This is a genomic window from Kutzneria sp. NPDC052558, from assembly GCF_044547355.1.
Lineage (GTDB): Bacteria > Actinomycetota > Actinomycetes > Mycobacteriales > Pseudonocardiaceae > Kutzneria.
In genome coordinates this window covers 220,506-243,821 of sequence record NZ_JBIUAG010000002.1, presented here as the reverse complement: position 1 = coordinate 243,821, position 23,316 = coordinate 220,506, and the positions used below count along the sequence as shown (strand labels likewise).

Sequence of the window (23,316 nt, the reverse complement as noted above, 5' to 3'; positions counted from 1 at the left end):
GAAGTCCGGACGTGCCGCGAGTGCCTCATCCGATCGAGTCGGAGTCGTACGAAATCCTCCGTCGACGTGTCGACACCACCGGGCTGGGGCCGTTGTCCCGGGCCGTGGTCGAGCGGCTCGTGCACACCACCGCCGACCCGACCTGGGCCGGCGATCTGCTGGTCGACGAACAGGCGCTCGCCGCGGGGAGGCAGGCCCTGGCCGACGGCGCGCCGGTGATCGCCGACGTCCGGATGGTCGCTGTCGGCATCACCAGCCGACCCGCGACCGTCGTCGCCGAGACGACCGGCGGAATTCAGGAATTCGTCCGAAACGCACCAGCCGGCGCGGTGTGGGCGATCGGCCAGGACGTGTCGATCGTCACCGAACTCGCCGCGCGCTGCCGGTCCGGCGAAAACCGGCCGGCGTTGGTCATCGCGCTGCCGGCCGGGTTCGTCGGCGCCGTCGAGGCGAAGCGGGCGATCCGCGCGTCGGGGGCGCCCACGCTGACCAACCGGGGTGAACGTGGCGGCGCGGCGCTGGCGACGGCGGCCGTCAACGCGCTGTTGTACCTCTGATGCAGTCGTGTCCCCGGTCCGGTTTGCCGTTAACGTGATGTTGGCTGGTGTCGAAATCCTCTAACGAGGGAGTGTGGCGGATGTCGATCGGCCAGGACGAGTTCGTCGCGGCGGCCAAGGACCTGATCGACCAGCTGGTCACCACCCAGCGGGACGCCATCTCGGCCGCCGCCGCCCTGGTGGCCGACTGCGTGCTCGCCGACGGCGTGGTCCAGGCGTTCGGCACCGGCCACTCGCAGGGCCTGGTGATGGAGATCGCCGGCCGGGCCGGCGGCCTGATCCCGACCAACCGGCTGGCGCTGCGCGATGTCGTCACCTACGGCGGCGATCCGGCCGATTCGCTCGGCCCGCACACCGAGCGCGAACCGGCGATCGCGCACCGCGTGTACGAACTCGCCGCCCCGCACGTGAACGACCTCTTCGTCATCGCCTCCAATTCCGGCGGAAACGGCTCGACCGTCGAAATGGCCTCGCTCGTCAAGGACCGGGGACACGGGCTGATCGCCTTCACGTCGCTGGCCCACGCCACGGCCGTCGAGTCCCGGCACCCGTCCGGCAAGCACCTCCACGACTTCGCCGACGTCGTCATCGACAACTGCGGGCCGATGGGCGACACCCTGCTGCCCCTGCCCGGCGGCGGCCAGGTGTGCGCGATCTCCTCGATCACCGCCGCGTTCGCGGCCCAGATGATGCTGGCCGACGCCTGCGCCCGACTGCTGACCGCCGGCAAGACACCACCGGTATACCTGTCGGCGAACGTCCCGGGTGGGGACGAGCACAACAAGGGCCTGGAGGAGCGCTACTCAGGCCGCATCCGCCGGGATCCGTAGATCCCAGGAGCAGACTCCGCCCGGCTGCGTCGCGTCCCGACGGTCCGGCGCAGAAGGACTACGCCGGGCTGGTCCTGCTCGATCCGTAGATCGCACTCAGGCGGGTGACGCTCGTGGCGATCATCTCCCGCAGCTCCGGAGGGTCGAGCACTTCGACCTCGGCGCCGAAATGGAGGAACTCGCCGTGGGCGTGGCGGAGGGTCTCGATCGGGACGGTGGCCTCGACCCAGCCGTCGGGGTCCGGGGCGGACAGGGTGGCGGTGATGAGGTCGGCGACCTGGCGGCCGAGGAAGTACGGCAGCATGCGCACACCATCGGGTGACAGGCGTACGCGGGCGCGCTGGCCGCGCATGCGGGATTCGAAGTCGCCGGCCCAGTCCTGCCAGTAGGCGGCGAGGTCGAAGTCGGCGGGGCGGTCGAAGCGTTCGTCGAGGGTCTGCACGGCGAGCACGTTGGAGACCCTGAAGGTGCGTAGATCGGGCCCGGCCAGGGCGACGAGGTACCAGGTGCCGGCCTTGAGCACGACGCCGAGCGGGGCGAGGCGGCGGGTGACCTCGCGGGGTGTCTTCCAGCGGCGGTAGCGGATCTCGACCAGACGCTCGTTCCAGACGGCGTCGGCGATTTCGGCGAGAAAGGGAACTTCGTCGGCCTCCCGCAGCCAGCCGGGCGCGTCGAGGTGGAACCGCTCGCGGATGCGGCTGGCCCTGGCCCGCAGGTCGGGCGGCAGGGCGGCGAGCATCTTGAGTTCGGCGGTCGCGACCACTGTGCCGAGTCCCAGTTCGGCGGCGGGCCCGGGCATGCCGGCCAGGAAGAGGGAGTCGGCCTCGTCGGTGGTGAGCCCGGTCAGTCGGGTCCGGTAGCCGTCGAGCAGTTGGTAGCCGCCGGTCGGCCCGCGGTCGGCGTACACGGGCACGCCGGCGACGGACAGGGATTCGATGTCGCGGTAGACCGTTCGGACGGAAACCTCGAGTTCGTCGGCAAGCTCCTGCGCGGTCATCCGACCCCTGGTCTGCAACAGCAGCAGGGTGGACAGCAACCGGCTCGCGCGCATACCCCGCATTGTGGGTCAGGCGAAGCGGACGACCGCCGCCGGCACTCCGCGGACCTCGGCGATCCGCTCGGCCTCGGCCTGCACGTCGTCCCGCAGCGCTGGGTCGACATCGATGTCGAACGAGGTCACGGTGACCTCCAGCCGTTTGCGGCCGACCAGCTTCGACCTCCACACGCCGCCGATCTGGCCGTCGACCAGAAGCGCGCCGGGGTTGCCGAGGATCATCCACAGCGCCTTCTGCTCGGCCCGGTCGGGCACCAGCAGGTCGCGGTCGCGGGCCTGGAGGAACGGGTCCATCGGCGGCAGCAGGCGAACCACATTGACTGGATCAACATTGACAAGTTCATCAACATAATCAAGAGGAATCCATGTTTGCCGGCCGTCGACGGTCACCTCGGCCAGGTCGTCGGGCCAGATCTCGCGCACGTTCGCCGTCGACGTGTCGAGCCACTTGGCCACCTCCGACGGCGTCGCCGGCCCGAGGAAGCGCAGATAGCGGTGGACCAGTCCGTGCGGATTGGTGGACTTCGTCGGAATCGGACCGCGCTTGGGCAGCGGCTCGATCAGCAGGCCGCTCTCGCCGGCGCGCAGCCGCAGCCCGCCGGGCAGCGCGCCGAGTCGGAAGGGCTGCTCGTATATATGTGTCGACTTGCAGGCTCGACAATCCTTGCGCTGACCAGGCGGCATCAGCTTGGTGACCTCGGCGCTGGCCGCACCCTTGGTCATCGGCTTGGTGACGACCTCGCGCATCGACTCCGCGATCAGCCGATACGTCTCCAACGCGGTCAGCTCGTCGGTGACGACCCGCGACTTCGGCCACATGAGCCTGGCCCGCGCGTCGGTGTCGCTCCACGGCCACAGCTCGCCGGCCCACCGCCGGAGCTCGCCGGGCCGGTGGTGGTACGGGGCGCCGCGCAGCGTCCAGGCCAGCTCGTACTGGTCGAGACTGACCGGCCCGGTCGTCCGCGCGGCCAGCGCCAACTGGGCGGAGCCGACCTGAGTGTCCTGCAGGCCGATGTCCACCACCGCCGGCTCCTCGCTGTCGCGGAGCAGCCCGTGCTGGCGGACTCGGTACCACAGCACCTGGTCGCGGCTGACGTTCTTCGTCACGGCGCCATCATCACCCGAAAGACTGCCACCTGCTGTCAGGATCGGCGGCCCGATCGTCCTGACTACCATCGTCGCGTGACCGAGCAGCACCAGCACTACTTCACCGCCGACCCGGACGCGGCCAGCGACCCCCGGCTGCTCACCGTCGAGCTGCCCGACCTGACGTTGAAGCTGAACACCGACGCCGGGGTGTTCTCGCCGAAGCAGCTTGACCCCGGCACCCGGGTGTTGCTGGAGCACGCCCCGGCGCCGACCGCCGAGGGCGACCTGCTCGACGTCGGCTGCGGCTACGGCCCGATCGCGGTGACGCTGGCCAAGCGCTACCCGAAGCGGCGGATCACCGGTGTCGACGTGAACACCCGGGCGCTGGAGCTGGCCCGGGCCAACGCCAAGGCTGCGGGCATCGGCACGATCACCTGCCTGCTGCCCGAGGAGGTGCCGGCCGACCAGCGGTTCGCGGCGATCTACTCGAATCCGCCGATCCGCATCGGCAAGCCGGCGCTGCACGAGCTGCTGCTGCACTGGCTCGGCCGGCTGCGGCCGGACGGCGTCGCCTACCTGGTGGTGCAGAAGAACCTCGGCTCCGACTCGCTGGCCAAGTGGCTCACCGACCAGGGCCACGCCACCGAACGCATCGCCAACGCCAAGGGCTACCGGGTGCTGGCAGCCGCGCCCAAGGCCTGATCACTCCTCGGATTCCTGCTCGCCGGTGTCGACCGCCAGCACGCCGGACTGGTCGGCGAGTTGGGCCACCAGCACGGCCAGCTGGCGCGGGCCGGTCAGGCGTAGTCGTAGGTCGATGACGTGGGTTGCCTCGTTCCGGTTGGTCGAGGCGTGCTCCACGACGTAGCCCGATGTGGTGACGAGCTCCAGGATGTCGCGCAGCGCCCCTTCGCCGTCGCGGTAGCTGGCGCGCACCACCGTGGTCGTCGGCCGGGAGCGGGTCAGCAGTCGAACCAGCGGCGGATATCCGTACACGACCAGGAAATGCGCCGCGGTGACAAAAACTGCCAGCAGCGGCAGACCGGCGGCGCAGGCGCAGCCGACCGCGACGCTCACCCACACCACGGCGGCAGTGGTCAGGCCGCGCACGATGTTCTGCCGCACGAAGATCAGGCCACCGCCAATGAAGCCGACGCCGGACACGATCTGGGCGGCGACCCGGGACGGGTCCAGCACGATCCGACCCTCGACCAGCACGTCGGTGAAACCGTATTTGCTGATCAGCAGGAACAGCGCGGCGCCCAGCCCGACCAGGGTCAGCGTGCGCAGCCCGGCGCTTTTCTGCTTCAGTTCCCGCTCGAGACCGATCAGCGAGCACAGGACGAGCGCGGTGGCCAGCTCGATGATCTGCGTCCAGCCCTGGCCGGACGGTTCGCCGAAGGGCGCCAGCTGGTCCATCGCTCACTCGTCTCGTCGGAGGTTCTCCCGCAGGCGGCGAAGAAGATTCAGGAGCTCCGCCCGCTCCGCCTCGCTGAAACCGGACAGCGCCCGTTGCGCCGCATTCTCTCCCGTGTACCCCGAATCGCGCAGGTCGGAAACGGCCCCGGTGAGTTCGGCGACGGTCGTGCCGAGGGTGGCCAGCGCCATTCGAGTGCGCAGCTCGTACACGCTGATGCCGGTGGCGACGCCGACGTTGAGCGACTCGACCGCGCCCGACATGGGGATCCGGACCACGTGGTCGGCTAGTGCCAGCACGTCGTCGGCGACACCGGCGGTCTCATTGCCGACGACCAGCGCGACCGGCCGTCCGCTCAGCGGCACCGATCCCTGCGGCGTCTCGGCGAGTCCCGACGTGGCGACGATCTCGAAGCCGCGGGCGTGTAGGTCGCGCACCGCGTCGATCGGCGTGTCGTAGCGGCGGAGCCGGGCCCGCAGCACTGCGGCGCGTGAGGCGTCCAGCACGCGACGGCTGGTCAGATCCGTTTCTGGATCGGTGCAGACGATGTCGGCGACGCCGAGGCCGACGGCCGTCCGCACGATCGTGCCCAGGTTGCCGGGATCGAGCACGTTGTCCAGCACGACGGCGAAATCCCCGTACGGCTGGTCGTCGTCGGTGGCCGCGAGTTCGGCGACCGCCAGCCAGGAGACGGACCGGTTCAGCCGCACCGCCTGACGCAGCACCGACTCCTTGGCCACCAGCACTGGCACCCGCGACTCGGCCAGCAGGGACGCCACCGGGTCGGACGTCCCGTCGGCGGCGAGTGCGAACCGCAGCGTGGCGCCGGCCTCCACCGCCTGGGTGATCAGCGCGGCCCCTTCGAGCAGGCAGCTCCCCGCCTCGGCCCGACCCGTGCGGCTGGCCAGGGCCCGGACCTGCTGGAGGTGATCGTCCTTGAGCGACGTGATGACTGCTGGCACGCTGACGACCGTATCTGCCGCACTAATCGTGCCCGTGCTGTGCCCGGACAGTGAGTGAGGAAGGTGCGAGGTGACTGAACGCCGTTTGCCACGTCCCAGCGAGCTGGCGCAGCTGCTGCGACCGAAGCCGTTCGTGCTGGACCCGACCGAACGGCGCCTCGCGTCCGCGCACACGATCGCCGACCTCCGCACCATCGCGCGCCTGCGCACACCGCGCGCGGTGTTCGACTACACCGACGGTGCCGCCGAGTTGGAGGACAGTCTCCGCCGTGCGCGCACGGCGTTCCGCCGCGTCGAGTTCCGGCCGAACGTGCTGCGCGGCGTCGCCGATCCGGACACCAGTGTCGAGGTGCTGGGCCGGCGCAGCGCACTGCCGTTCGCATTCGCGCCCACGGGGTTCACGCGCATGATGAACCATGAAGGGGAGCGGGCGGTCGTCAAGGTCGCGCAGCGCGTCGGTATTCCGTTCGCACTGTCGACAATGGGCACCACGTCCATCGAGGACGTCGCGGCGGCCGCGCCCGACGCGCGTAAGTGGTTCCAGCTGTACGTGTGGCGTGACAAGGGCGCAGGGCGTGAGCTGCTGGAGCGCGCATGGGCGGCCGGCTACGACACTGTGCTGCTCACCGTCGACACGCCCGTTGGCGGTGCGCGGATGCGGGACGTGCGCAACGGCCTGACGATTCCGCCCGCGCTGACGCTGCGCACGTTCGTCGACGGCGCACTACATCCGGCGTGGTGGTTCAACCTGCTGACGACCGAGCCGCTGACCTTCGCGTCGCTGACCGAATGGGGCGGCACGGTCGAGGATCTCATCAACTCGATGTTCGACCCCACGCTGAATTTCGACGATCTGGACTGGGTCCGCGATCTGTGGCCGGGCAAGCTCGTGGTCAAGGGCGTCCAGAACGTCGACGACGCCCGCGACGTCGTGAAGCACGGCGCCGACGCGGTGCTGCTTTCCAATCACGGAGGTCGACAGCTCGACCGCGCGCCGACGCCGCTGGAGTTGCTGCCGCAGGTCGTCGACCAGGTCAAGGGCGACGCCGAGGTCTGGTTGGACACCGGCATCCTGTCCGGCGCTGACATCGTGGCCGCCCGGGCGATGGGCGCCGACCTGTGCCTGATCGGCCGTGCCTACCTGTACGGGCTGATGGCCGGCGGCGAGCGCGGCGTGCAGCGCGCCGTTGACATCCTGCGTAAGGAGATCGTGCGGACCATGCAGTTGCTCGGCGTGCGTGCGGTCACCGACCTGCGCCCGAGCCATGCTCGGTTGCGTTAGAGATGGTTTGGTCGTCGTACGACAAAGACGGCGGCAGCGAGGTGACGTCCTGGTAGGAAAAGAGCGGCGTCTGCTCGGTGACCTTCTCCTCGGTCCACAGTCGCAGCACGGCGTCGATGGGGGCCTCGTACCGCGCGCGGCTCTCGCCGAGCGGGATGCGCAGGGCGTCGAACTCGTATGGCAGCCAGGCCTCCCGAAGCAAGTTCGGCCGGTTCGAGGTCCGTGCCGACCTGCGCGGCTGGATCTGACCCGGAAATGACACTTGTCATCTCCGGTTGGTGACGTCACCTCACTACGCGGAATCCCCTCCGACCAGCAGGCTGGTGCCACAGACGAAGGAGGGGGATCCCGTGAACGAGGTGCTCACGGTGCGGGACCTGCGCCACCGCTATGGGGGCACGGTCGCGCTGGATGGCGTAGACCTGACCGTCCGGCCCGGGGAGTGCGTCGCGCTGCTCGGGCCCAACGGCGCCGGCAAGACGACACTGGTGAGCCTGGTGACTGGGCTGCTGGCCCGGCAGACTGGGCAGATCAGCCTGGCCGGCGGCGACCCGAGGGACGCTCGCACCCGCAGGGGGCTGGGTGCTGTGCAGCAGTCGATCGGCTTCCCGAACACGCTCAAGGTCGGCGAGCTGGTGGCCGGTGCGGCGGTGCGGCGGGGGGCCTCGCGCGGCGCGGCTGGGCCGGTGCTGGCCGAGCTTGACCTGACGTCGCTGGCCAACCGGCGGGCGGCCAAGCTGTCCGGCGGCCAGCAGCAGCGGGTCCAGCTGGGGATGGCGCTGGTGGGAGACCCCGCGCTGCTGGTGCTCGACGAGCCGACGGTCGGCTTGGATGTGCCCTCGCGCCGACGGTTCTGGGAGATCCTGGCCGAACGCCGCTTCCGAGGCGCCGGCGTGCTCGTGACCACCCACCTGATCGAGGAATGCTCGGAAGTCGCCGATCGGGTGGTCGTCGTCAGCAAGGGCAAGGTGCTCGCCGACGAGCGGCCGGACCGCCTGATCGACCGGATCACCGTGCGCAGTGTCGTGGCTACCACGACGCTGGCCGACGACCGGCTGGCCGCGCTGCCCGGCGTGCTCTCGGTCAACCGCGACGGGGACGAGGTCCACCTCGGCACGCGCAATTGCGAGCAGGTGCTGCGGGCGCTGCTGGCAGAGGACCCGGCCGTCGGCGGCCTCCGCGTGGAGGGCGCCAGGCTGGAGGACGCAGTGGTTCATCTGACCGAAGGGTCGTTGGTGTGATGACGCGCGTGTTCGGCGTGGAGGTGGCGGACGAGCTCAAGGGCATCGTTCGTGAGCCAGCCGCGCTTTTCTTCTCGATCATGATGCCGGTGGGCTTTTTCGCACTGTTCGTGTCCTTGTTCGGGTCGCAGCCGGCCGGCGCGGTGCCGGCGGGCACCGCGATGGTGGCGACCTTCGGCGCGTACGGCGTGCTGGCGGTGACCCTGATGAACCCGGGCATCGGAGTCTCCCGGGACCGCGACCGGGGTTGGCTGCGTGCCAAGAAGGTGTCGCCGGTACCGGTGGGTGTGACGTTGGCCGCCAAGGTCACCGCCGCGCTGGCGTACGCGGTGGGCCTGCTGGTGATCATGTCGATCCTGGCCGAGTTCAACGGCACGCTGGTGGCCTCGGTCCCGCAGCTGCTGCGGGTCTGCGTGGTGCTGCTGCTGGGCGCGCTGCCGTTCGCGCTGCTGAGCCTCGCGGTCGGCTTCCAGGCCCGCCCGAACACCACCTCGGCCGTGCTGACCGCGTTCCTGATGGCCTCGGCCGTGGTGTCCGGCCTGTGGATGCCGCTGTCCATCCTGCCGCCGGTGTTCACCGTGATCGCCCAGTTCCTGCCCACGTATCACTTGGCCCAGCTGGCACTGGCCCAGATCAACGGCGGTGCCGCCATGATGCATGCGGTGGTTCTGGCAGGCATGACTGTGATCACCGCCGCGTTCGCGGCCGTGTCTTATCGTCATGCGAAGTCATGACCGACACCGCCGATGACATCGTGAGGTCCGCAGCCGGGCGACCCTGGCTGCGGATCTCCCGCTGGGTGCACCTGGTGTGGCTGGTGCTGATCGTGTTCCAGCCCATGTTCGCCCCGAAAGGCACCACCTGGGACTGGATCCTGGTCGGCGTGGTCGTCGTGATCACGATGTCGCTGTACGCCGTGATGCTGGCCCGCCCGGAGCGGACCCGCTGGTGGTTCACGGTTCCCATCGCCGTGCTAGCCATCCTCGCCACGCCCTTCAACGCCGGCGCCGGCACCCTGTTCGTCTACGCCGCGGCCAGCGCCGGCCTGTCGGAATCCCGGCGGGACGCGCTGCGCTGGCTGGCCGGCCTCACCATCCTGGTCAGCCTACTGTCGCTGGTGTCCACAGTGGAATGGCCGTGGCGGCTGTGGGGCATCATCCCGCCGCTGATGTTCATCTGGGTGATCGGCCTGATCCAGGTCGAGCATTCCGAGCGGGTGCGGGAGCAGGCCGAGCTCCGGCTGCACAACGCCCGCATCGAGCACCTTGCCACCGTCGTCGAACGCGAGCGGATCGCCCGCGACCTGCACGACCTGCTCGGCCACTCGCTGACCGCCGTGGTCATGCGCACCCAGCTGATCCAGTCCCTGATCGCCGTCGACCCCGATCGGGCGCAACGCGAGGCCGCCGAGGTCGAGCGGACCGCCCGCGGCGCGCTCGACGAGGTGCGCAAGGCGCTGTCCGGTTGGCGGCAGGCCACCCTGGAAGCCGAGCTGGAGTCCGCACGGACCACGCTGACGAGCCTCGGCGTCGAACTCACCGTGCATCGCGATCCCGGCCTGACCATCGCCGGCGCCACCGAGCACGAGCTGGCCCTGGCCCTGCGGGAGGCCCTGACCAACGTCGCCCGGCACGCCCGCGCCCGTACCTGCCACATCGGCATCGAGACCGACAGCAGCGAGCTGCGCCTGGTCATCTCCGACGACGGCATCGGCGGGACGCCGCGTGAGGGCAACGGCCTGACCGGCCTGCGCGAACGCATCACCGCCATCGGAGGTCGGGTGCAGCGGCTGAGCTCGTCCGGCACGACGATCACCATCGGAGTACCGCTGAGGGTGGCCACCTGACATGTCCGAACCGAACATCACCGTGGTGCTGGCCGAGGACCAGGGCATGGTGCTCGACGCCTTCGCCTCCCTGCTCGGGCTCCAGCCCGGCATCGAGGTCGTCGCCACCGCGACCGACGGCGACGCCGCCCTGGCCGCCGTCCGCGAGCACGACCCCGACGTCCTGCTCACCGACATCGAGATGCCCGGCCGCACCGGCCTCGACCTGGCCGCCGACCTCCGCCGGCTCGGCCTTCGGGCCCGGGTCCTGATCGTCACCACTTTCGCCCGCGGCGGCTACCTCCGCCGGGCCCTCGAGTCCGGCGTCTCCGGTTACGTCCTCAAGGACGCCCCCATCGCCGAACTCGTCTCTGCCCTCCGCCGGGTCCACGCCGGCGAGCATGTCGTGACGCCCGCCCTCGCCCTCGCCGCCTGGGATCAGGCCAACCCGCTCACCGAACGCGAGCGCCAGCTCCTCGCCGCCGTCGCCGACGGAGCCACCAACGCGACCATCGCCGCCACCCTTCACCTGGCCGAGGGCACCGTCCGCAACTACCTGTCCACCGCGATGGCCAAGCTCGCCGCCCGCACCCGCACCGAGGCCGCCCACACCGCCCGCGAACGCGGCTGGCTCTGAGCGCGAAACGCACCGAGGCCACCCAATTCCGCCGGTGCCGCTGTCAGTCCGGAGGGTCGTCCGCGCGTGAGCGTGGCGTGCTCTGGCGGTGGGTGCTCCGGCCGGGCTGCTCTGAGCCGCGGTTGGCTGTACGAGCGAGGTCACCAGTGCGGCCAGTGCTGCTGTTGGTCCGGAGGGTCGCGTGCCCGTCAACGTGGCGGACCGGGTTGCTCGGGACCGTGGCTGGCTGCGTGCGCGAGGCTGCCCGGGCAGGCTGGTGCTGTTGATGGTGCGGAGAGTGGTACTCAGGCCATCGGCGAACGTGGCCTGCTCTGATGGCGGCGTGCCCCGGGCTGACCAGATTGCACGATGGACCGGCTTTGATGGCGGGTGCCTCGGAGCTGCGCGCTCGGCGGCTCGGTCCGCCAGGGAGGTGGTCTTTCTGCGCGGCCTGATCGACCGAATGCCGGCCTTCGAATGATCCGGCTGTCGCGGGGATCGGCCGGATGGGCGTCACCGGAGTGACGAACAGCGGCCGTGGGCGGGCACCGTTTGTCGCAGTGGCGGTCATCGTTGCCTAATCTTCCGTCGGCGCTTTCCCGGATCAGCCTTTCCTTGGATCGCGTGGCGGTCGCGATGTCCGCGTCGACGTGTTTGACCGCTGTTTTCCCAATCAACAGTCGAATGCTGTTGCCGACCGCTGCGCTCCGTGGCGAGAGCACCACGTTCAAGTGAGACTTACGCCACGTGACGGAGCCGGTTCCCAGCGTGCGTATTCCCGGCCGCGGCTCGGTGCGAAATGGAGTAGCGAAGGAAGCCGCGCCGCCGTGGCCGTGCGCCTGCGGCACGGTGCGCTCGCAGGTGGAAAGGGTGCCCCCGGCAGGACTCGAACCTGCGACCAAGTGATTAGAAGTCACTCGCTCTGTCCGCTGAGCTACGGAGGCTTGAGGCATGCAGGCGCACGCCCCGTGAGGTACATCGCTTGAAGCCCGTCAGTCGTTTCCGGTTGACCCTCATTTGGATGATCACGATATGGACAACCACCGTGGGTGCCGATTTCTGTACTCGGCGTTGTCAATCCGCGTTCGGGTTCACCGGATCGGGGCTGCGCTTGATGCGCGCACCACCAGGTCGACGTCCAACCGCACGGGTCTGCTCGGTCTGCCGCCGTCCAGCAGGGTCAGCGCCAGCTCACCGGCCAGTCGACCCTTCTCCACCAGCGGTTGTCGGACCGTGGTCAGGGGCGGGTCGGCGACACCGGCGGCCGGCGTGTCGTCGAATCCGACGACCGACACGTCCTCCGGCACCGACAGTCCGGCGTCGCGAGCCGCCTGGAGCGCGCCCAACGCCAGTTCGTCGGACATGCACAGCAGCGCCGTGGGCCGGGGGCTCTGCTGTAACAACCACCGCGCGCCGGTCCGGCCGTACTCGCGTCCGCTGGTCACGGCCTCCCAGACCGGCACCGTTTCAGCGGCGATGCCGACCGAGGCCAGCGCGTCCACGTAGCCGCTCATGCGTTCGCGCGTCACCCGGAACGGCGAGCCGGTGCGGCGTTGCGGCTCGGCCGGGCCGGAGCGGCCGTCCGGATGAAGGGTGAGTGAGATCACGCCGAAGTCGCGATGTCCGAGCTCGGTCAGATAACGGCCGACCGCCTGCGTTCCGCCGAAATCGTCGAGTTCGACGCGCGCCGTGCCGCCGCTCGCCGGCTGGTCCACGACCACCATCGGCAGCCGGCGCTGGCGTACCGCGGTCAGCGCGGGGGCGCTGTCCGGCAGTGAGTACGCCACGGCCACATCGGCCTGAGCCCGGGCGACGCTCTCCGGCCGCGGTCCGCCGGTCTCGTCGCCGGGCAACAACACCAGCGCGTGGTCGCGGCCGTCGACCGTGGCCGCCAGCGCGTCCAACATGATCGTCAGCGCTGGATCGGAGAAGGCGCTGGAGAGACCCGACGGCAGCATGAACGCGACCGCGGCCGACTTCCGCGTCGCCAGGCTGCGGGCGACCGGGTCGGGGCCGAGGTATCCGAGGCGGTCGGCGACCTCGAGGATCCGGGTGCGCAGACCGGCGGAGAGCTGGTTGGGCCGGTTGTAGGCGTTGGACACGGTCGCCCGCGAGACCCCGACGGCACGGGCGACCGTGTCGAGGGTCGGTCGGCGGCTCTGCTCGGTGTCCACAGGGGAGAGCGTAGTTGGCGCGGAGGGGCGAACTGACGCACTAGACTCAACTGAAGCGCTTCAGTACAGTCACGTTCCAGTCGAAGGGGGTATGGATGCTGGCCAAGAGCACCGCTGTGTTCGTCGTGTTCGTGCTCAACGGAGTGGTCTTCGGCTCATGGGCCGCCCGCGTGCCGGCCCTCGCCGCGCAGGTCGGCGCCACCCCCGCCGGGCTCGGACTGTCGCTGTTCGGCGTGAGCGTCGGGCTCTTCGTCTCCGCGCCCATCGCCGGCCGCCTCTGCGCGGCCTTCGGCTCGCGAGCCGTCATGGTGCTCGCCGCTGCCGCCGGCTTCGTCGTGTTGCCGGTGCTCGGGCTCACCGCGTCGCCGCTGCAACTCGGCCTCGTGCTGTTCGGCCTCGGCCTGACCATCGGCACGCTCGACGTCTCCATGAACATCGCCGCCGTCACCGTGATCCGCCTGCTCGACCGGCCGCTCATGCCCGTGTTCCACGCCGGCTTCAGCTTTGGCGGGCTCATCGGATCTCTCGGCGCCGCGTTCGCCGCCGGCATGCGGTGGAGCCCGTCACAGCAGTTCTTGACACTCGCGGGGATCGGCGTCGTTGCCGTCGCGCTTATCGTCACCTCGCTGCCGGCGGAGGCCGGAGAACGGTCTCGGACCCGATCGGGCGACGTTGTCGTCGCCGGTCCCTCGCCGCTCCGTCGCCCTCTGCTCTGGCTGCTGGCACTGATCGCCCTGTTCTCCGCCGTCGCCGAGGGGGCCTCGGCCGACTGGACCGCGCTATTTCTCGCCCAGGATCGCGGCGTGCCGGACTCCCTTGCCGCCGCGGGCTACTCGGTGTACTCCATCGCGATGGCCGTTGCCCGGCTGTCCGGCGAACCCGTGGAGCGGCGCTGGGGTCCGTACCGAATGCTCGTTTTCGGCGCATCGCTGGCCGCCGTCGGACTTCTCGCCGCCGTCACGATTCCCGTTCCCGTCATCGCGTACGTCGGCATGGCGTTCGCCGGAGCGGGGCTCGCGTACTCATTCCCCGTCACCATGAGCCTGGCCGGCGCTGCCGGCCGGCGCGCCGACGGCACCGGCGGCGAACGCGAGATCGGCTTCGTCAGCACCATCGCCTACACCGGTTTCCTCGCCGGGCCGCCGCTGCTCGGGCAACTCGCCCAGTGGGGCGGCCTCGGCCTCACGCTCGGCGCCGCCGCCCTCATCGCCGCGCTCATCGTGCCCACCGTCGCTTTGGTGATTCGCGCCCGTCGTCGGGAATGCGCACCAACTGCGGTCGGTGCGCCGACGGTGTGAGCTGCGTCGCGGCCTACCCTCAACTACGTGGCCGAAGACGTCGTGACCGCCGAGCCCACACCCGGCGCGCAGGTTCGCCGACCCGCCGGCATGCTCCCGCTGCTGTTGATCAGTACCGTCATCGCCGCGCTGGTCGCGGCCGTGCTGACGCTGTTCTCCGGCAGCGAGCTGCTGTACACGAACCTGGGCCTGCCCGATCCCGGCGCGATCACCCGTTACGGCATCACCGCCGTCCGGGTCCTGACCGAGGCCGCCTCGACCGTCTGCGTCGGCGCCCTGCTGTTCGCCGCCTTCCTCACCGCGCCGCGGCGTTCCGGCCGGCTCGCCGTCGACGGCTACGCGGCGCTCCGCACCGCCGGCTGGTCCGCCGTCGCCTGGTGTGTCGGCGCCCTGCTCGAGGTGCCGTTCACCCTCGCCGACGCCGAGGGCAAGCCGATCAGCTTCATGCTCAACCCCAGCGTGCTCATCAGCAGTGTGGGCATCGTCGAGCAGTCCGAGGCGTGGGTCATCACCGCCGTCATCGTCTTCTTGTTGGCCATTGGCTGCTTCTTCGCGCTGTCCTGGGGCTGGACCGCCAGCCTGTTCTTCCTCGCCCTGATCGCGCTTGTGCCCGTCGCGGCCAGCGGGCACTCGTCCGCCGGCGGCTCCCACGACCTGGCCACCAACAGCCTGCTGTACCACCTGATCGCCGCTGCCATCTGGGTCGGCGGCCTGATCGCGCTGCTGGCCCACGCCCGCCGCCGCGGCGCCGACCTGCCCCTCGCCACCAGCCGCTTCTCCAAGATCGCCCTGGTCTGCTGGATCGTGATGGCCGCCTCCGGTGTCATCAACGCCCTCGTCCGGCTGCCCCTGTCCGACCTGCTCAGCACCTCCTACGGCTTGCTGGTCCTTGCCAAGATCGCCTTGCTCGCCGTGCTCGGCGTCATCGGCTACTTCCAGCGCCAACGCGGCGTGAAGGCCGTCATCGCTCGTGGCTCCGGACGGGCCCTGATCCAGCTCGCCGCGGTCGAAGTGCTGATCATGTTCGTCACCCTCGGCGTCGCGTCCGCGCTGGCCCGGACCCCTCCACCCCAGGACGTCTACTCCGCAGTCAGCGACGTCGAACGCCTCATCGGCTATCCGCTCGACGGGCCGCCCACCGTGTTCCGTCTGCTCTTCGACTGGCGCTTCGACCTCGTCTACGGCACCGCCGCCATCCTCGGCATCGCCCTTTACCTGCTGGGTGTGCGCCGCCTTCGCCTGCGTGGTGACCGGTGGCCCGTCGGCCGCACCATCGCCTGGGTCGGCGGCTGCGCCACCGTGCTGCTGGCCACCTCGTCCGGTATTGGCCGCTATTCCACCGCGATGTTCAGTGTGCACATGGGCGGGCACATGATGCTCAACATGCTCGCCCCGCCGCTGCTTGCCCTCGGTGGGCCCGTCACCCTCGCCCTTCGCGCCCTGCCCACCGCCGGCAAGGACCGCGCCCCCGGGCCCCGCGAATGGCTGCTCGCCGCCGTGCACTCGCCCATCGCCCGTGTCCTCACCAATCCGGTCGTCGCCCTCGTGCTCTTCGTGGGCTCCTTCTACGGGCTCTACTTCTCCGGCCTGTTCGACTCTGCACTGAACTACCACTGGGCGCACCTGGTGATGAACGCCCACTTCATCCTGGTCGGCTACCTGTTCTACTGGCCCGTCATCGGCGTCGACCCCGCACCCCGACGCCTCCCTCCCCTCGGCCGCCTCGGCATGGTCTTCGCCTCCATGCCGTTCCACGCGTTCTTCGGCGTCATTCTCATGAGCATGCAGACCGTGATCGGCCAGAACTTCTACCGGTCGCTGGCCCTGCCCTGGGTCACCAACGAGCTCTCCGACCAGCACCTCGGCGGCGGCATCGCCTGGGCCGCCGGCGAACTGCCCCTACTCATAGTCATGCTCGCCCTGCTCGCCCAGTGGGCCCGCACCGACGAACGCGCTGCCCGCCGGGCCGACCGCCGCGCCGACACCGACGGCGACGCCGACCTCAACGCCTACAACGCCATGCTCGAACAGATGAGTCAACGTGGTGGCCCCCAACCGAAGTAGCCGACCCGAGCGCCCCTCATGTCCATCGTGATCGTCTCAGAGCCGATACGGTTCCACCCTCGGCTTGTATTGGCCGCCAACACCTTGTGTCGCCCGCCTCCCCCCTGATACTGCCTATCCACCCTGACGTTGCCCACCCACCTCTGAAGCTGCTCAGCCTCTCCTGACGTTGCCCATCCGCAGCTCACGCTGCCCACCACCGGCCCGCTCAACCAGCGGTCCCCAACCGAGCTCGGGCCATCACGAAGACCCGAGCTCACGTCGGAAAAGCGACGGCCCAGTCGGCAACACCACTGCCGACTGGGCCGTTCGCTCGCCGATCAGTTCGTGCGACGGAAGTTCCGCGTCGCGATGACTCCGCCGACCAAGGCGATCACCGCCGAGATCGCCACGGAGGCGATCAGCGTGTAGGCCGGGTTTGCCTCCCAGATCGTCGTCGCCAGACCGCGCGAGGCGAAGATCGCGTAGCTGAGCGGGTTCACATTGGCGATCACCTGCACCCAGCCCGGCATCGTGGACACCGGCATGTACGCGCTGGAGCCGAACATCAGCGGGAACATCGCGAGGAAGGCCACCGCCTGCATCGTTTCGGCCTTCTTCACCCAGGTCGCGATGGCCAGGAAGAGCCAGCCGAGGCCCCAACCCACCACCAGCGACACCGCCAGCGCCGCCGCCACACCCAGCATGCCGCCCGCCGGTGTGAAGCCGAACAGCGCCGCCGCCGCGATCAGCATGAAGACCAGTTGGATCGCCATCCGCACCGTGTCGGACAGACTCCGGGCCAGCAGCACCGAGAACAGGCTCACCGGCATCGACCGGAACCGGGCGATCACGCCGTTGGACATCTCGGTCAGCAATCCGACCCCGGAGCTCATCGCCGAGGTCATCGCCGTCGTAACCAACGTCGACGGCAGCAGGTAGTTGATGTAGGAGCCCCACTGCTGCAAGCTGCCCAGCTGGCTGATCCCGCCGAAGACCTGACTGAACAGCAGCAGCATCACCAGTGGCTGTAACAAGTTGAAGAACAGCATCCGTGGATCACGCAAGAACGTGTTGAGCGACCTCTGCGTGAGCACCCACACCTGCGTGGCAAAGCTGCTGCCGTGCCACCCCAGCCCGTTGCGCCCCTGCGAGTGGCCGGTCGGCGTCGTGGTCTGCACTGTCGTGGTCATGGAACTTTCCCCCTCGTCCGACTCAGGCGGCCGGAGCTTCGCTGTTGACGGCCAGATAAACGTCATCGAGCGTCGGCTCGGTGAGCGCCAGCTCACCCACCTCGACCCCGACCTCGTCGAGCGCCCGCACCACAGTCGCCAGGTCGGTCGACTTCTCCACAGGCGTGGTGACCGAGTGCCGAACCTTGTCGTGGACCGGGTGCAGCCCCGCCTTGGACAGCGCGTTCAACGCCGTCGCGGCATCCTTCGGGTCGGCCAGCACCACGCTCACCGTGCGCTTGCCGACGCCGGCCTTCAGCTCCGCAGCCGTGCCGGATGCGACCACCTTTCCCTTGGACAGCACCGTGATCGAGTCCGCCAGCCGGTCGGCCTCCTCCAGGTACTGCGTTGTCAGCAGCACCGTCGTGCCGTCGCCAACCAGGCTCTCGACGATCTCCCACAGGCCAATCCGACTCATCGGGTCCAACCCGGTCGTCGGCTCGTCAAGGAAGATGACATCCGGCCGGCCCACCAGGCTCGCCGCCAGATCCAACCGGCGCCGCATGCCACCGGAATACGTCTTCGCCGTCCGGTCCTTCGCCTCGGTCAGGTCGAACGTCTCCAGCAACTCGTCCGCTCGCGCCGACGCCTGTTTCTTGCTCGCCCCCAACAACCTCGCGATCAGCACCAGATTGCCGTGGCCCGAAATGTTCTCGTCGACCGAGGCGAACTGCCCGGTCAGGCCGATCCGCCCACGCACCTGGTCGCCTTGACGCATCACGTCCATACCCGCCACCGAAGCCGATCCCGACGTCGGCTTGAGCAGCGTCGTCAGCACGTTCACCAGCGTCGTCTTGCCGGCTCCGTTGTGGCCCAACAGCCCGAGCACCGTCCCCTGTGGCACCGAAATGCTCACGTCGTCCAGCGCCGTCACACTGCCGAACACCTTGCTCACGTTTCTAGCTTCGATCATCACTTCGGTCATCGCGCGTCCTTCCCCCCTTGTTCCGCCCCGTTGGCAATGGCGCCGTTCATGAAGAGATCGACGATCTCTGACACGAACGAGTCCGACTCCTTCTCCTCGGCCCGAGCGGCCCGGACCGCCTGCATCCTGGTCATGAAGACCAGCCCCATCAGATAGCCGGCTGCCCGATCAGCCGGCAGCCGCAGCTCTTCCTGGCCCGACGACAGCATCTTGGCGATCGCCGTGGTCGTCTGTTCGAACTCGTCCATCATCGGAGGCTTTCCGTGCTCGCCCGACTCCTGGTCCTTCGCGTGGTTCGCTTCGTCCGGGCGATAGCCGGTGGCACCCAGCGTGTGCATCAGTGCCCCCAACCGGGCAGCCATGTCGTCGATCATCGTCATCGCTTCGATCAACCGCTTCCGCATCGGCTGGTCGACCGGAATCAAGGTCATCCGCTCGACCAGCTCACGCGTCCGAAACGCCCGCAGGACACAGAAATCCAGCAACTCCTGCTTGTCCTTGAAGACCCGGAAGATCGTGCCCTCCGCGATCCCCGCCGCCTTGGCGATCTGTCCCGTGGTGACGTGGGTGCCGTGCTCGGCCAGCAGCGGGATCGCCGCGATGGCGATGGCCTCCTGCCGGTCCTCCATGCTCATCGCAGGAGCGCGCCGACGGCGTGGGGGTGACTCGGTGGACATGGACACAGCTTATGAGTGTGGACTCACTCATGCAATGAGTTATCACTCATAACGATGCTGAAGCTGGCCCCACCTGCGGAATCTGGATCCAGGCATCGGTGCCCCCGCCGTCCCGACGACTCATCCAGGCCCGGCCGCCATGCCCCTGCGCGACCTGCCTGACGATCGCCAGCCCGAGCCCCGACCCCGGCATCTGCCGGGCCTCCTTCGTGCGGTGGAACCGCTCGAACACCCGTTCCAGGTCCCCTTCGGCAATTCCCGGCCCGCGATCCGAGACCTTCACCTCGGCGCTGGCCCCCCACTGCCGCACCAGCACCTCGACCGGCAAGCCTGGCGGGCCCCACTTCGCGGCGTTGTCCAGCAAATTCAACACCGCCCGCTCCAGTGCGTTCGCCTGCCCCCGCACCATCGCGTGATTCTCCGTCAGCGTGAAGTTCACTTGTGGCGTCCTGGCCCGGGCGCGAGTCATCGCCGACCGCACCACCTCGGCCAGATCAAGATCTTCGACGTCCTCCCCGGTGCGTGGGTCACGCGCCAGTTCGACGACCTCATCGATCAAATGATCAAGCTCGTGCATCTGAGCCTGGACATCCTGCAGCAAACGCTGTTTGTCGGCCGACTCCAGTCGGCGCTCGGGATGGTTCTCCGCCCGTAGAAGAAGATCGATATTCGTGCGCAGACTCGTCAGCGGCGTCGCCAACTCGTGGCTGGCGTCTTCCACGAGTTGGCGTTGCGCATCGCGCGAAGCGCCGAGCGCATTGAGCATCGAGTTCATGCTCTCCGCGACACGTGTCACCTCATCGGGATCTCGGTGATCCACTGAAACCGCGGCGCTGAGATCCTGAGTGCTCGCGACATGCTCGGCTGCGGCGACAACGCGGTCCACTGGTCGAAGACCCGCACGCGTCAGCCAGTAGCTGAGTACGCCGGCGGCCGCGATGCCGACGCCCCCGGTCAACGCCAGGATCAGGCCGAAGCTCGCGAGTGTCCCGTTCGTCTCACTCAGATCGATGGCAATCTGGACCGCGTGTCCGTTCGGTCCGGTCTGCTTGGTGTGGATCCATCGCGTGAGGACCCGGTAGGACGTGCCGCTGATCTTGACGTCCTCGGTCGTGTCGTACAGCTCCCGGCGGGCCACCTGCCGATCGGCAGCCGACACCGGAATTGACGCCTGCCCCACCGGCGTCAACGACGACCCATCCGGGAACACGGTCTGGTAGAGCGGTGTGTCAGGCCCGTTGTTCTGGATCGTGGACCGCATCCCGGCCGAGTCGATCTTCACTGCGAAGACCACCTGCCGATCGAGACGCTCGTTCATCACATCGCTCAGTTGGTCGCGGAGCAGCAGCCAGGCCGCGACCGAGACACCGATCACCGCGACCGCGACCGCAGCCGCCGACACGACGCCGAGGCGTCGGCGCAGCGACGGTCGTCGTCCCTTCACGCGTTCTCCGACTCCTTGAGCACGTAGCCGACTCCACGAACAGTGTGCACGAGTCGGCCCTCACCGTGCGCCTCCAGCTTGCGGCGCAGGTAGCCGATGTACACGTCCAGGCTGTTCGAACCCGTGCCGAAGTCGTATCCCCATACCTCCGTGAACAGAACCGACCGTGACAGCACCCGCCGTGGATGCCGCAGCAGCAGCTCGAGGAGGTCGAATTCGGTGCGCGTGAGTTCGATCAGGCGGTCACCCCTGAGCACGGTGCGCGCGGTGACGTTCAGTTCGAGGTCGCCGAAGGTGAGCTTCTCGCTGCCGCCGGTGTCGGTTCGGCGGAGCAACGCTCGCAACCTCGCGAGCAGCTCCTCAAGGGCAAACGGCTTGACCAGATAGTCGTCCGCACCCGCATCGAGGCCGGTCACGCGATCACCGACGGCGCGGCGCGCGGTCAGCATCAGGACGGGCACCCGGTCCCCGGTCGCCCGGAGTCGGCGGCACGTCTCAAGTCCGTCGATCACGGGCATCATCACGTCGAGAACTACGGCGTCAGCAGGCCTGGCCGCCTGGAACTTGAGAGCCGACTCCCCGTCGGCCGCAAGTTCGACCTCGTAACCCTCGAACCGGAGGCTGCGACTGATGGACTCGCGAACCGCGGGTTCGTCGTCTACGACCAGGACACGCATGGGGCCATCCTCACCGACATCGACCGCCATCGCGATTGTTCACAGCAACCTCTCAGTTGCTCAGGCGGCGTCCGTGACCAGAGCCGGCCCGATCATCCTGAACCCACTGCCATGTCCGACACGGATGCGGTCGACCGGACGACTTGCGAGCTCGGCAGCGTGTTCGTCGCAGGCGGGGCTATGACCGAGAATCGTCGACACACTGCCGTCGAGCCAGCGCATCGTGAACGCGATCTCCCGTGGAAACGCCTCGGCCACGCAGGCCGGGTGCAGGCATCCGTCGAATGACGTGGCGAACGTCTCGGCAGCGAACGATGCTTTGTCACCCGATGGTGTCGATGTCGGCGCGGTCGTCGGCACGGGTGATTGAGCTGATCGAGGATCGGCAGCTGCGCCAGGTTCGACGTGGGTTGACTTGGCGAAATCGTCTCGTTCTTGCAGTTGCTCGTCGGTCGAGCTCGCTGGCTGAGGTTCCTGATCTACGGGTTCGGCGTCCCGGGCTCCCAGCCCTTCGGAGTCGCCTGCAGCTTTGGAAGCGTCGGTTGAGGCGTCGGTGGGTGTGCCCGACGACGCGGTCGAGCTCGCGCGTCGGCCTTTGTCGACGCCAGGCTCGGGTGTCGACGGCGACGGATAGCCGACCTGTTCCAGGTGACGGCTGTGCACGACGCGTTGCAGCACTTCGGGGCTGGTCCGGGTGGCGATGCGTTCAATCCAGTCGTGTTCGGTGTCGCTGACCGCGTTCATGCCCAGCCGGTCCACGGCGCGGACGAATGTCGTCGCATGCGACCAGGTGATCAGTCCGGCCTGCAGTGCGAGGAACGTGCAGTGGAGCTGCTCGCGTAGTCGAACCGCGGCCACCGCAAGCTCGCTGGCCTCGCGACCGGAGAGGTGGAACTCGCTCCTGAGCAGGTCGGCGGTCGTGGCGTGGCCAAAGCTTTCATGGGCGCCTTGCCCGACCATCACGGCGACAACGTGGCTGAGGGTCGCACGTACGGTTGATTCCAGTCGGACGAGTTCCCTTGCCATCTCTACAACCTCACGGTCGGTCTGACTGCCCTCGGTGAGATTTAGCGATGTGGTCAGCAGAGTGGGTGTGTTCCAAGGCTCTTGCATGGCTGCTCCTTTGGGGCGGATGCCATTCACGCTAAGCGTTCGTCGCCGCTTTCGCAACTACGTCAATTTGCCACGTTGGGTACCGTTCGCGAATCGGTGCGTATACCACAATTGAGTGCTCGCGGCGGCGACTCAAGATCAACCTGTGGACAACTCCCTGCCGGCCCCGAGTTATCCACAGGCTGTGTCTGACCAGCTTTTTTCGTCGGCCGCCTGGGTGCACAGTGGGCTTGTTGGTGGTCGACGGCAGGTGTGGAGCAAGGCCGTGGCCTGATGGCTCGTGCGAAGGGTGGGATCAGTGTTTGAAACAACGGTAACCGTCGTGGGGAACGTTTCTACGGACGTGGTGCTTCGTCAGAGCAAGGAGGGAAGCCCGTTTGTCAGCTTCGGGTTGATCTCCAAGGAGAGGTTCTTCGACAGGGAGAAAGCGACTTGGTCCGACGGGCCCAAGCTCTTCGTGTGGGTCACCGGATGGAGGCGGCTCGCGACGGGAGCGGCCGCCTCCCTGAAGAAGGGCGACCCGGTGATCGTCAACGGCAGGCTTCGGATGGAGGAGTTCGAGAAGGACGGTGAGAAGCGAACGCTGGCCAAGGTCGACGCGACTGCGATCGGGCCGAACCTGGCGTTCTGCACTGCGGACGCCCAACGTGTCAGCGCTGAGCAGGACTTCGCTTCGTTCTTGCGGGCGGTGGACCTCGACAAGATCGGCGGGGAGCAGGTCTCGCCGCCGCTTTCCGCTGTCGCGGTCTGAGACGGGTGGGCACGACGGCCGATCGAGGCCTTCGTGCCCACCTCTGTCTTCGATCCCGGTTGACCTGGTGCGGCCGGGCGGCAGCAAGAGTGAGGTCCGCCACCCTCGC

23 protein-coding genes and 1 tRNA gene are annotated in these 23,316 nt (G+C 68.7%); 11 read left to right on the top strand and 13 right to left on the bottom strand.

The genetic code is table 11. The features are described from left to right. Positions 1-11 precede the first annotated feature (11 nt). Together ACIG5F_RS04100 and ACIG5F_RS04095 are read left to right on the top strand one after the other, a co-directional pair. Positions 12-557, top strand: a complete 546-nt coding sequence (locus tag ACIG5F_RS04100) for a precorrin-8X methylmutase (RefSeq protein ID WP_396515901.1) — start codon at positions 12-14, stop codon at positions 555-557. Positions 558-637: 80 nt separating this feature from the next. Further along, positions 638-1,387, top strand: coding sequence for a sugar isomerase domain-containing protein (locus ACIG5F_RS04095; RefSeq protein ID WP_396515900.1), 750 nt, complete (start codon positions 638-640; stop codon positions 1,385-1,387). A gap of 58 nt (positions 1,388-1,445) precedes the next feature. On the opposite strand, the gene ACIG5F_RS04090 is transcribed toward ACIG5F_RS04095, so the two are convergent. Together ACIG5F_RS04090 and ACIG5F_RS04085 are read right to left on the bottom strand one after the other, a co-directional pair. Next, positions 1,446-2,438, bottom strand: coding sequence for a helix-turn-helix transcriptional regulator (locus ACIG5F_RS04090; RefSeq protein ID WP_396515899.1), 993 nt, complete (start codon positions 2,436-2,438; stop codon positions 1,446-1,448). A 15-nt stretch (positions 2,439-2,453) separates the two neighbouring features. Further along, the gene (locus ACIG5F_RS04085; RefSeq protein ID WP_396515898.1) at positions 2,454-3,548 is read right to left on the bottom strand and encodes a DNA glycosylase AlkZ-like family protein; all 1,095 of its coding nucleotides are present in this window, start codon (positions 3,546-3,548) and stop codon (positions 2,454-2,456) included. Positions 3,549-3,623: 75 nt separating this feature from the next. Here ACIG5F_RS04085 and ACIG5F_RS04080 point away from each other — a divergent pair, with 75 nt between their 5' ends. Beyond that, positions 3,624-4,232, top strand: coding sequence for a class I SAM-dependent methyltransferase (locus tag ACIG5F_RS04080; protein ID WP_396515897.1), 609 nt, complete (start codon positions 3,624-3,626; stop codon positions 4,230-4,232). Here the strand turns inward: ACIG5F_RS04080 and ACIG5F_RS04075 are convergent, their stop codons facing one another. Continuing rightward, complete coding sequence (locus tag ACIG5F_RS04075) at positions 4,233-4,949, bottom strand: MgtC/SapB family protein (RefSeq protein WP_396515896.1); 717 nt, start codon at positions 4,947-4,949, stop codon at positions 4,233-4,235. It lies immediately after the preceding gene. 3 nt (positions 4,950-4,952) lie between these two features. Next, positions 4,953-5,909 (bottom strand): TrmH family RNA methyltransferase, encoded by a 957-nt coding sequence (locus ACIG5F_RS04070; RefSeq protein WP_396515895.1) that lies wholly within the window; start codon positions 5,907-5,909, stop codon positions 4,953-4,955. 70 nt (positions 5,910-5,979) lie between these two features. Between ACIG5F_RS04070 and ACIG5F_RS04065 the strand changes: the two genes are divergently transcribed. Then, entirely contained in the window at positions 5,980-7,191 is a 1,212-nt protein-coding gene (locus tag ACIG5F_RS04065; protein ID WP_396515894.1) for an alpha-hydroxy-acid oxidizing protein, read from the top strand. On the opposite strand, the gene ACIG5F_RS04060 is transcribed toward ACIG5F_RS04065, so the two are convergent. Next, entirely contained in the window at positions 7,154-7,453 is a 300-nt protein-coding gene (locus tag ACIG5F_RS04060; RefSeq protein ID WP_396515893.1) for a hypothetical protein, read from the bottom strand. The two genes, ACIG5F_RS04065 and ACIG5F_RS04060, sit on opposite strands and share 38 nt — an antisense overlap. Before the next feature lie 88 nt (positions 7,454-7,541). Here ACIG5F_RS04060 and ACIG5F_RS04055 point away from each other — a divergent pair, with 88 nt between their 5' ends. Genes ACIG5F_RS04055 through ACIG5F_RS04040 form a run of 4 tightly spaced genes read left to right on the top strand, consistent with a single transcriptional unit; the run spans position 7,542 to position 10,894 of the window. Next, positions 7,542-8,432, top strand: a complete 891-nt coding sequence (locus ACIG5F_RS04055; RefSeq protein ID WP_396515892.1) for an ABC transporter ATP-binding protein — start codon at positions 7,542-7,544, stop codon at positions 8,430-8,432. Then, the gene (locus tag ACIG5F_RS04050) at positions 8,432-9,166 is read left to right on the top strand and encodes an ABC transporter permease (protein ID WP_396515891.1); all 735 of its coding nucleotides are present in this window, start codon (positions 8,432-8,434) and stop codon (positions 9,164-9,166) included. Before ACIG5F_RS04055 ends, ACIG5F_RS04050 begins: the two co-directional genes overlap by 1 nt. Beyond that, complete coding sequence (locus ACIG5F_RS04045) at positions 9,163-10,278, top strand: sensor histidine kinase (protein WP_396515890.1); 1,116 nt, start codon at positions 9,163-9,165, stop codon at positions 10,276-10,278. Before ACIG5F_RS04050 ends, ACIG5F_RS04045 begins: the two co-directional genes overlap by 4 nt. Before the next feature lies 1 nt (position 10,279). Next, the gene (locus tag ACIG5F_RS04040; protein ID WP_396515889.1) at positions 10,280-10,894 is read left to right on the top strand and encodes a response regulator transcription factor; all 615 of its coding nucleotides are present in this window, start codon (positions 10,280-10,282) and stop codon (positions 10,892-10,894) included. Positions 10,895-11,744: 850 nt separating this feature from the next. On the opposite strand, the gene ACIG5F_RS04035 is transcribed toward ACIG5F_RS04040, so the two are convergent. Further along, a tRNA-Arg gene (locus ACIG5F_RS04035) sits at positions 11,745-11,817 on the bottom strand. A 147-nt stretch (positions 11,818-11,964) separates the two neighbouring features. Continuing rightward, a complete protein-coding gene (locus ACIG5F_RS04030; RefSeq protein WP_396515888.1) occupies positions 11,965-13,047 on the bottom strand; it encodes a LacI family DNA-binding transcriptional regulator in 1,083 nt (360 codons plus the stop codon). 95 nt (positions 13,048-13,142) lie between these two features. On the opposite strand from ACIG5F_RS04030, the gene ACIG5F_RS04025 reads away from it, so the two are divergent. Next, positions 13,143-14,345: an MFS transporter gene (locus tag ACIG5F_RS04025; RefSeq protein WP_396515887.1), complete on the top strand. Its 1,203-nt coding sequence runs from the start codon at positions 13,143-13,145 to the stop codon at positions 14,343-14,345. A 90-nt stretch (positions 14,346-14,435) separates the two neighbouring features. Next, on the top strand, positions 14,436-16,409 hold the full coding sequence (locus ACIG5F_RS04020) for a cytochrome c oxidase assembly protein (RefSeq protein ID WP_396516370.1): 1,974 nt from the start codon (positions 14,436-14,438) through the stop codon (positions 16,407-16,409). Positions 16,410-16,729: 320 nt separating this feature from the next. Here ACIG5F_RS04020 and ACIG5F_RS04015 read toward each other — a convergent pair whose 3' ends face one another. From ACIG5F_RS04015 to ACIG5F_RS03990, 6 genes are all read right to left on the bottom strand, one after another. Beyond that, on the bottom strand, positions 16,730-17,581 hold the full coding sequence (locus ACIG5F_RS04015) for an ABC transporter permease (protein ID WP_396515886.1): 852 nt from the start codon (positions 17,579-17,581) through the stop codon (positions 16,730-16,732). A 22-nt stretch (positions 17,582-17,603) separates the two neighbouring features. Continuing rightward, positions 17,604-18,545: an ATP-binding cassette domain-containing protein gene (locus ACIG5F_RS04010; RefSeq protein ID WP_396515885.1), complete on the bottom strand. Its 942-nt coding sequence runs from the start codon at positions 18,543-18,545 to the stop codon at positions 17,604-17,606. Next, positions 18,542-19,180, bottom strand: coding sequence for a TetR/AcrR family transcriptional regulator (locus ACIG5F_RS04005; RefSeq protein ID WP_396515884.1), 639 nt, complete (start codon positions 19,178-19,180; stop codon positions 18,542-18,544). The genes ACIG5F_RS04010 and ACIG5F_RS04005 overlap by 4 nt, the downstream gene beginning before the upstream one ends. Before the next feature lie 88 nt (positions 19,181-19,268). After that, positions 19,269-20,666 carry a sensor histidine kinase gene (locus ACIG5F_RS04000; RefSeq protein WP_396515883.1) on the bottom strand — a complete coding sequence of 466 codons (1,398 nt, stop codon included), beginning with the start codon at positions 20,664-20,666 and terminating at the stop codon, positions 19,269-19,271. Further along, positions 20,663-21,343: a response regulator transcription factor gene (locus ACIG5F_RS03995; protein WP_396516369.1), complete on the bottom strand. Its 681-nt coding sequence runs from the start codon at positions 21,341-21,343 to the stop codon at positions 20,663-20,665. The genes ACIG5F_RS04000 and ACIG5F_RS03995 overlap by 4 nt, the downstream gene beginning before the upstream one ends. 60 nt (positions 21,344-21,403) lie before the next feature. Next, positions 21,404-22,456 (bottom strand): hypothetical protein, encoded by a 1,053-nt coding sequence (locus tag ACIG5F_RS03990; protein WP_396515882.1) that lies wholly within the window; start codon positions 22,454-22,456, stop codon positions 21,404-21,406. A 298-nt stretch (positions 22,457-22,754) separates the two neighbouring features. Here ACIG5F_RS03990 and ssb point away from each other — a divergent pair, with 298 nt between their 5' ends. Continuing rightward, entirely contained in the window at positions 22,755-23,207 is a 453-nt protein-coding gene (ssb, locus tag ACIG5F_RS03985; protein WP_396515881.1) for a single-stranded DNA-binding protein, read from the top strand. Positions 23,208-23,316 lie beyond the last annotated feature (109 nt).

Coding starts and splice junctions, on each gene's coding strand:
- ACIG5F_RS04095 (WP_396515900.1), top strand. CDS start 638: ATGTCGATCGGCCAGGACGAGTTCGTCGCGGCGGCCAAGGACCTGATC.
- ACIG5F_RS04090 (WP_396515899.1), bottom strand. CDS start 2,438: ATGCGCGCGAGCCGGTTGCTGTCCACCCTGCTGCTGTTGCAGACCAGG.
- ACIG5F_RS04075 (WP_396515896.1), bottom strand. CDS start 4,949: ATGGACCAGCTGGCGCCCTTCGGCGAACCGTCCGGCCAGGGCTGGACG.
- ACIG5F_RS04050 (WP_396515891.1), top strand. CDS start 8,432: ATGACGCGCGTGTTCGGCGTGGAGGTGGCGGACGAGCTCAAGGGCATC.
- ACIG5F_RS04045 (WP_396515890.1), top strand. CDS start 9,163: ATGACCGACACCGCCGATGACATCGTGAGGTCCGCAGCCGGGCGACCC.
- ACIG5F_RS04040 (WP_396515889.1), top strand. CDS start 10,280: ATGTCCGAACCGAACATCACCGTGGTGCTGGCCGAGGACCAGGGCATG.
- ACIG5F_RS04025 (WP_396515887.1), top strand. CDS start 13,143: ATGCTGGCCAAGAGCACCGCTGTGTTCGTCGTGTTCGTGCTCAACGGA.
- ACIG5F_RS04020 (WP_396516370.1), top strand. CDS start 14,436: ATGCTCCCGCTGCTGTTGATCAGTACCGTCATCGCCGCGCTGGTCGCG.
- ACIG5F_RS04015 (WP_396515886.1), bottom strand. CDS start 17,581: ATGACCACGACAGTGCAGACCACGACGCCGACCGGCCACTCGCAGGGG.
- ACIG5F_RS04010 (WP_396515885.1), bottom strand. CDS start 18,545: ATGACCGAAGTGATGATCGAAGCTAGAAACGTGAGCAAGGTGTTCGGC.
- ACIG5F_RS04005 (WP_396515884.1), bottom strand. CDS start 19,180: ATGAGCATGGAGGACCGGCAGGAGGCCATCGCCATCGCGGCGATCCCG.
- ACIG5F_RS03995 (WP_396516369.1), bottom strand. CDS start 21,343: ATGCGTGTCCTGGTCGTAGACGACGAACCCGCGGTTCGCGAGTCCATC.
- ACIG5F_RS03990 (WP_396515882.1), bottom strand. CDS start 22,456: ATGCAAGAGCCTTGGAACACACCCACTCTGCTGACCACATCGCTAAAT.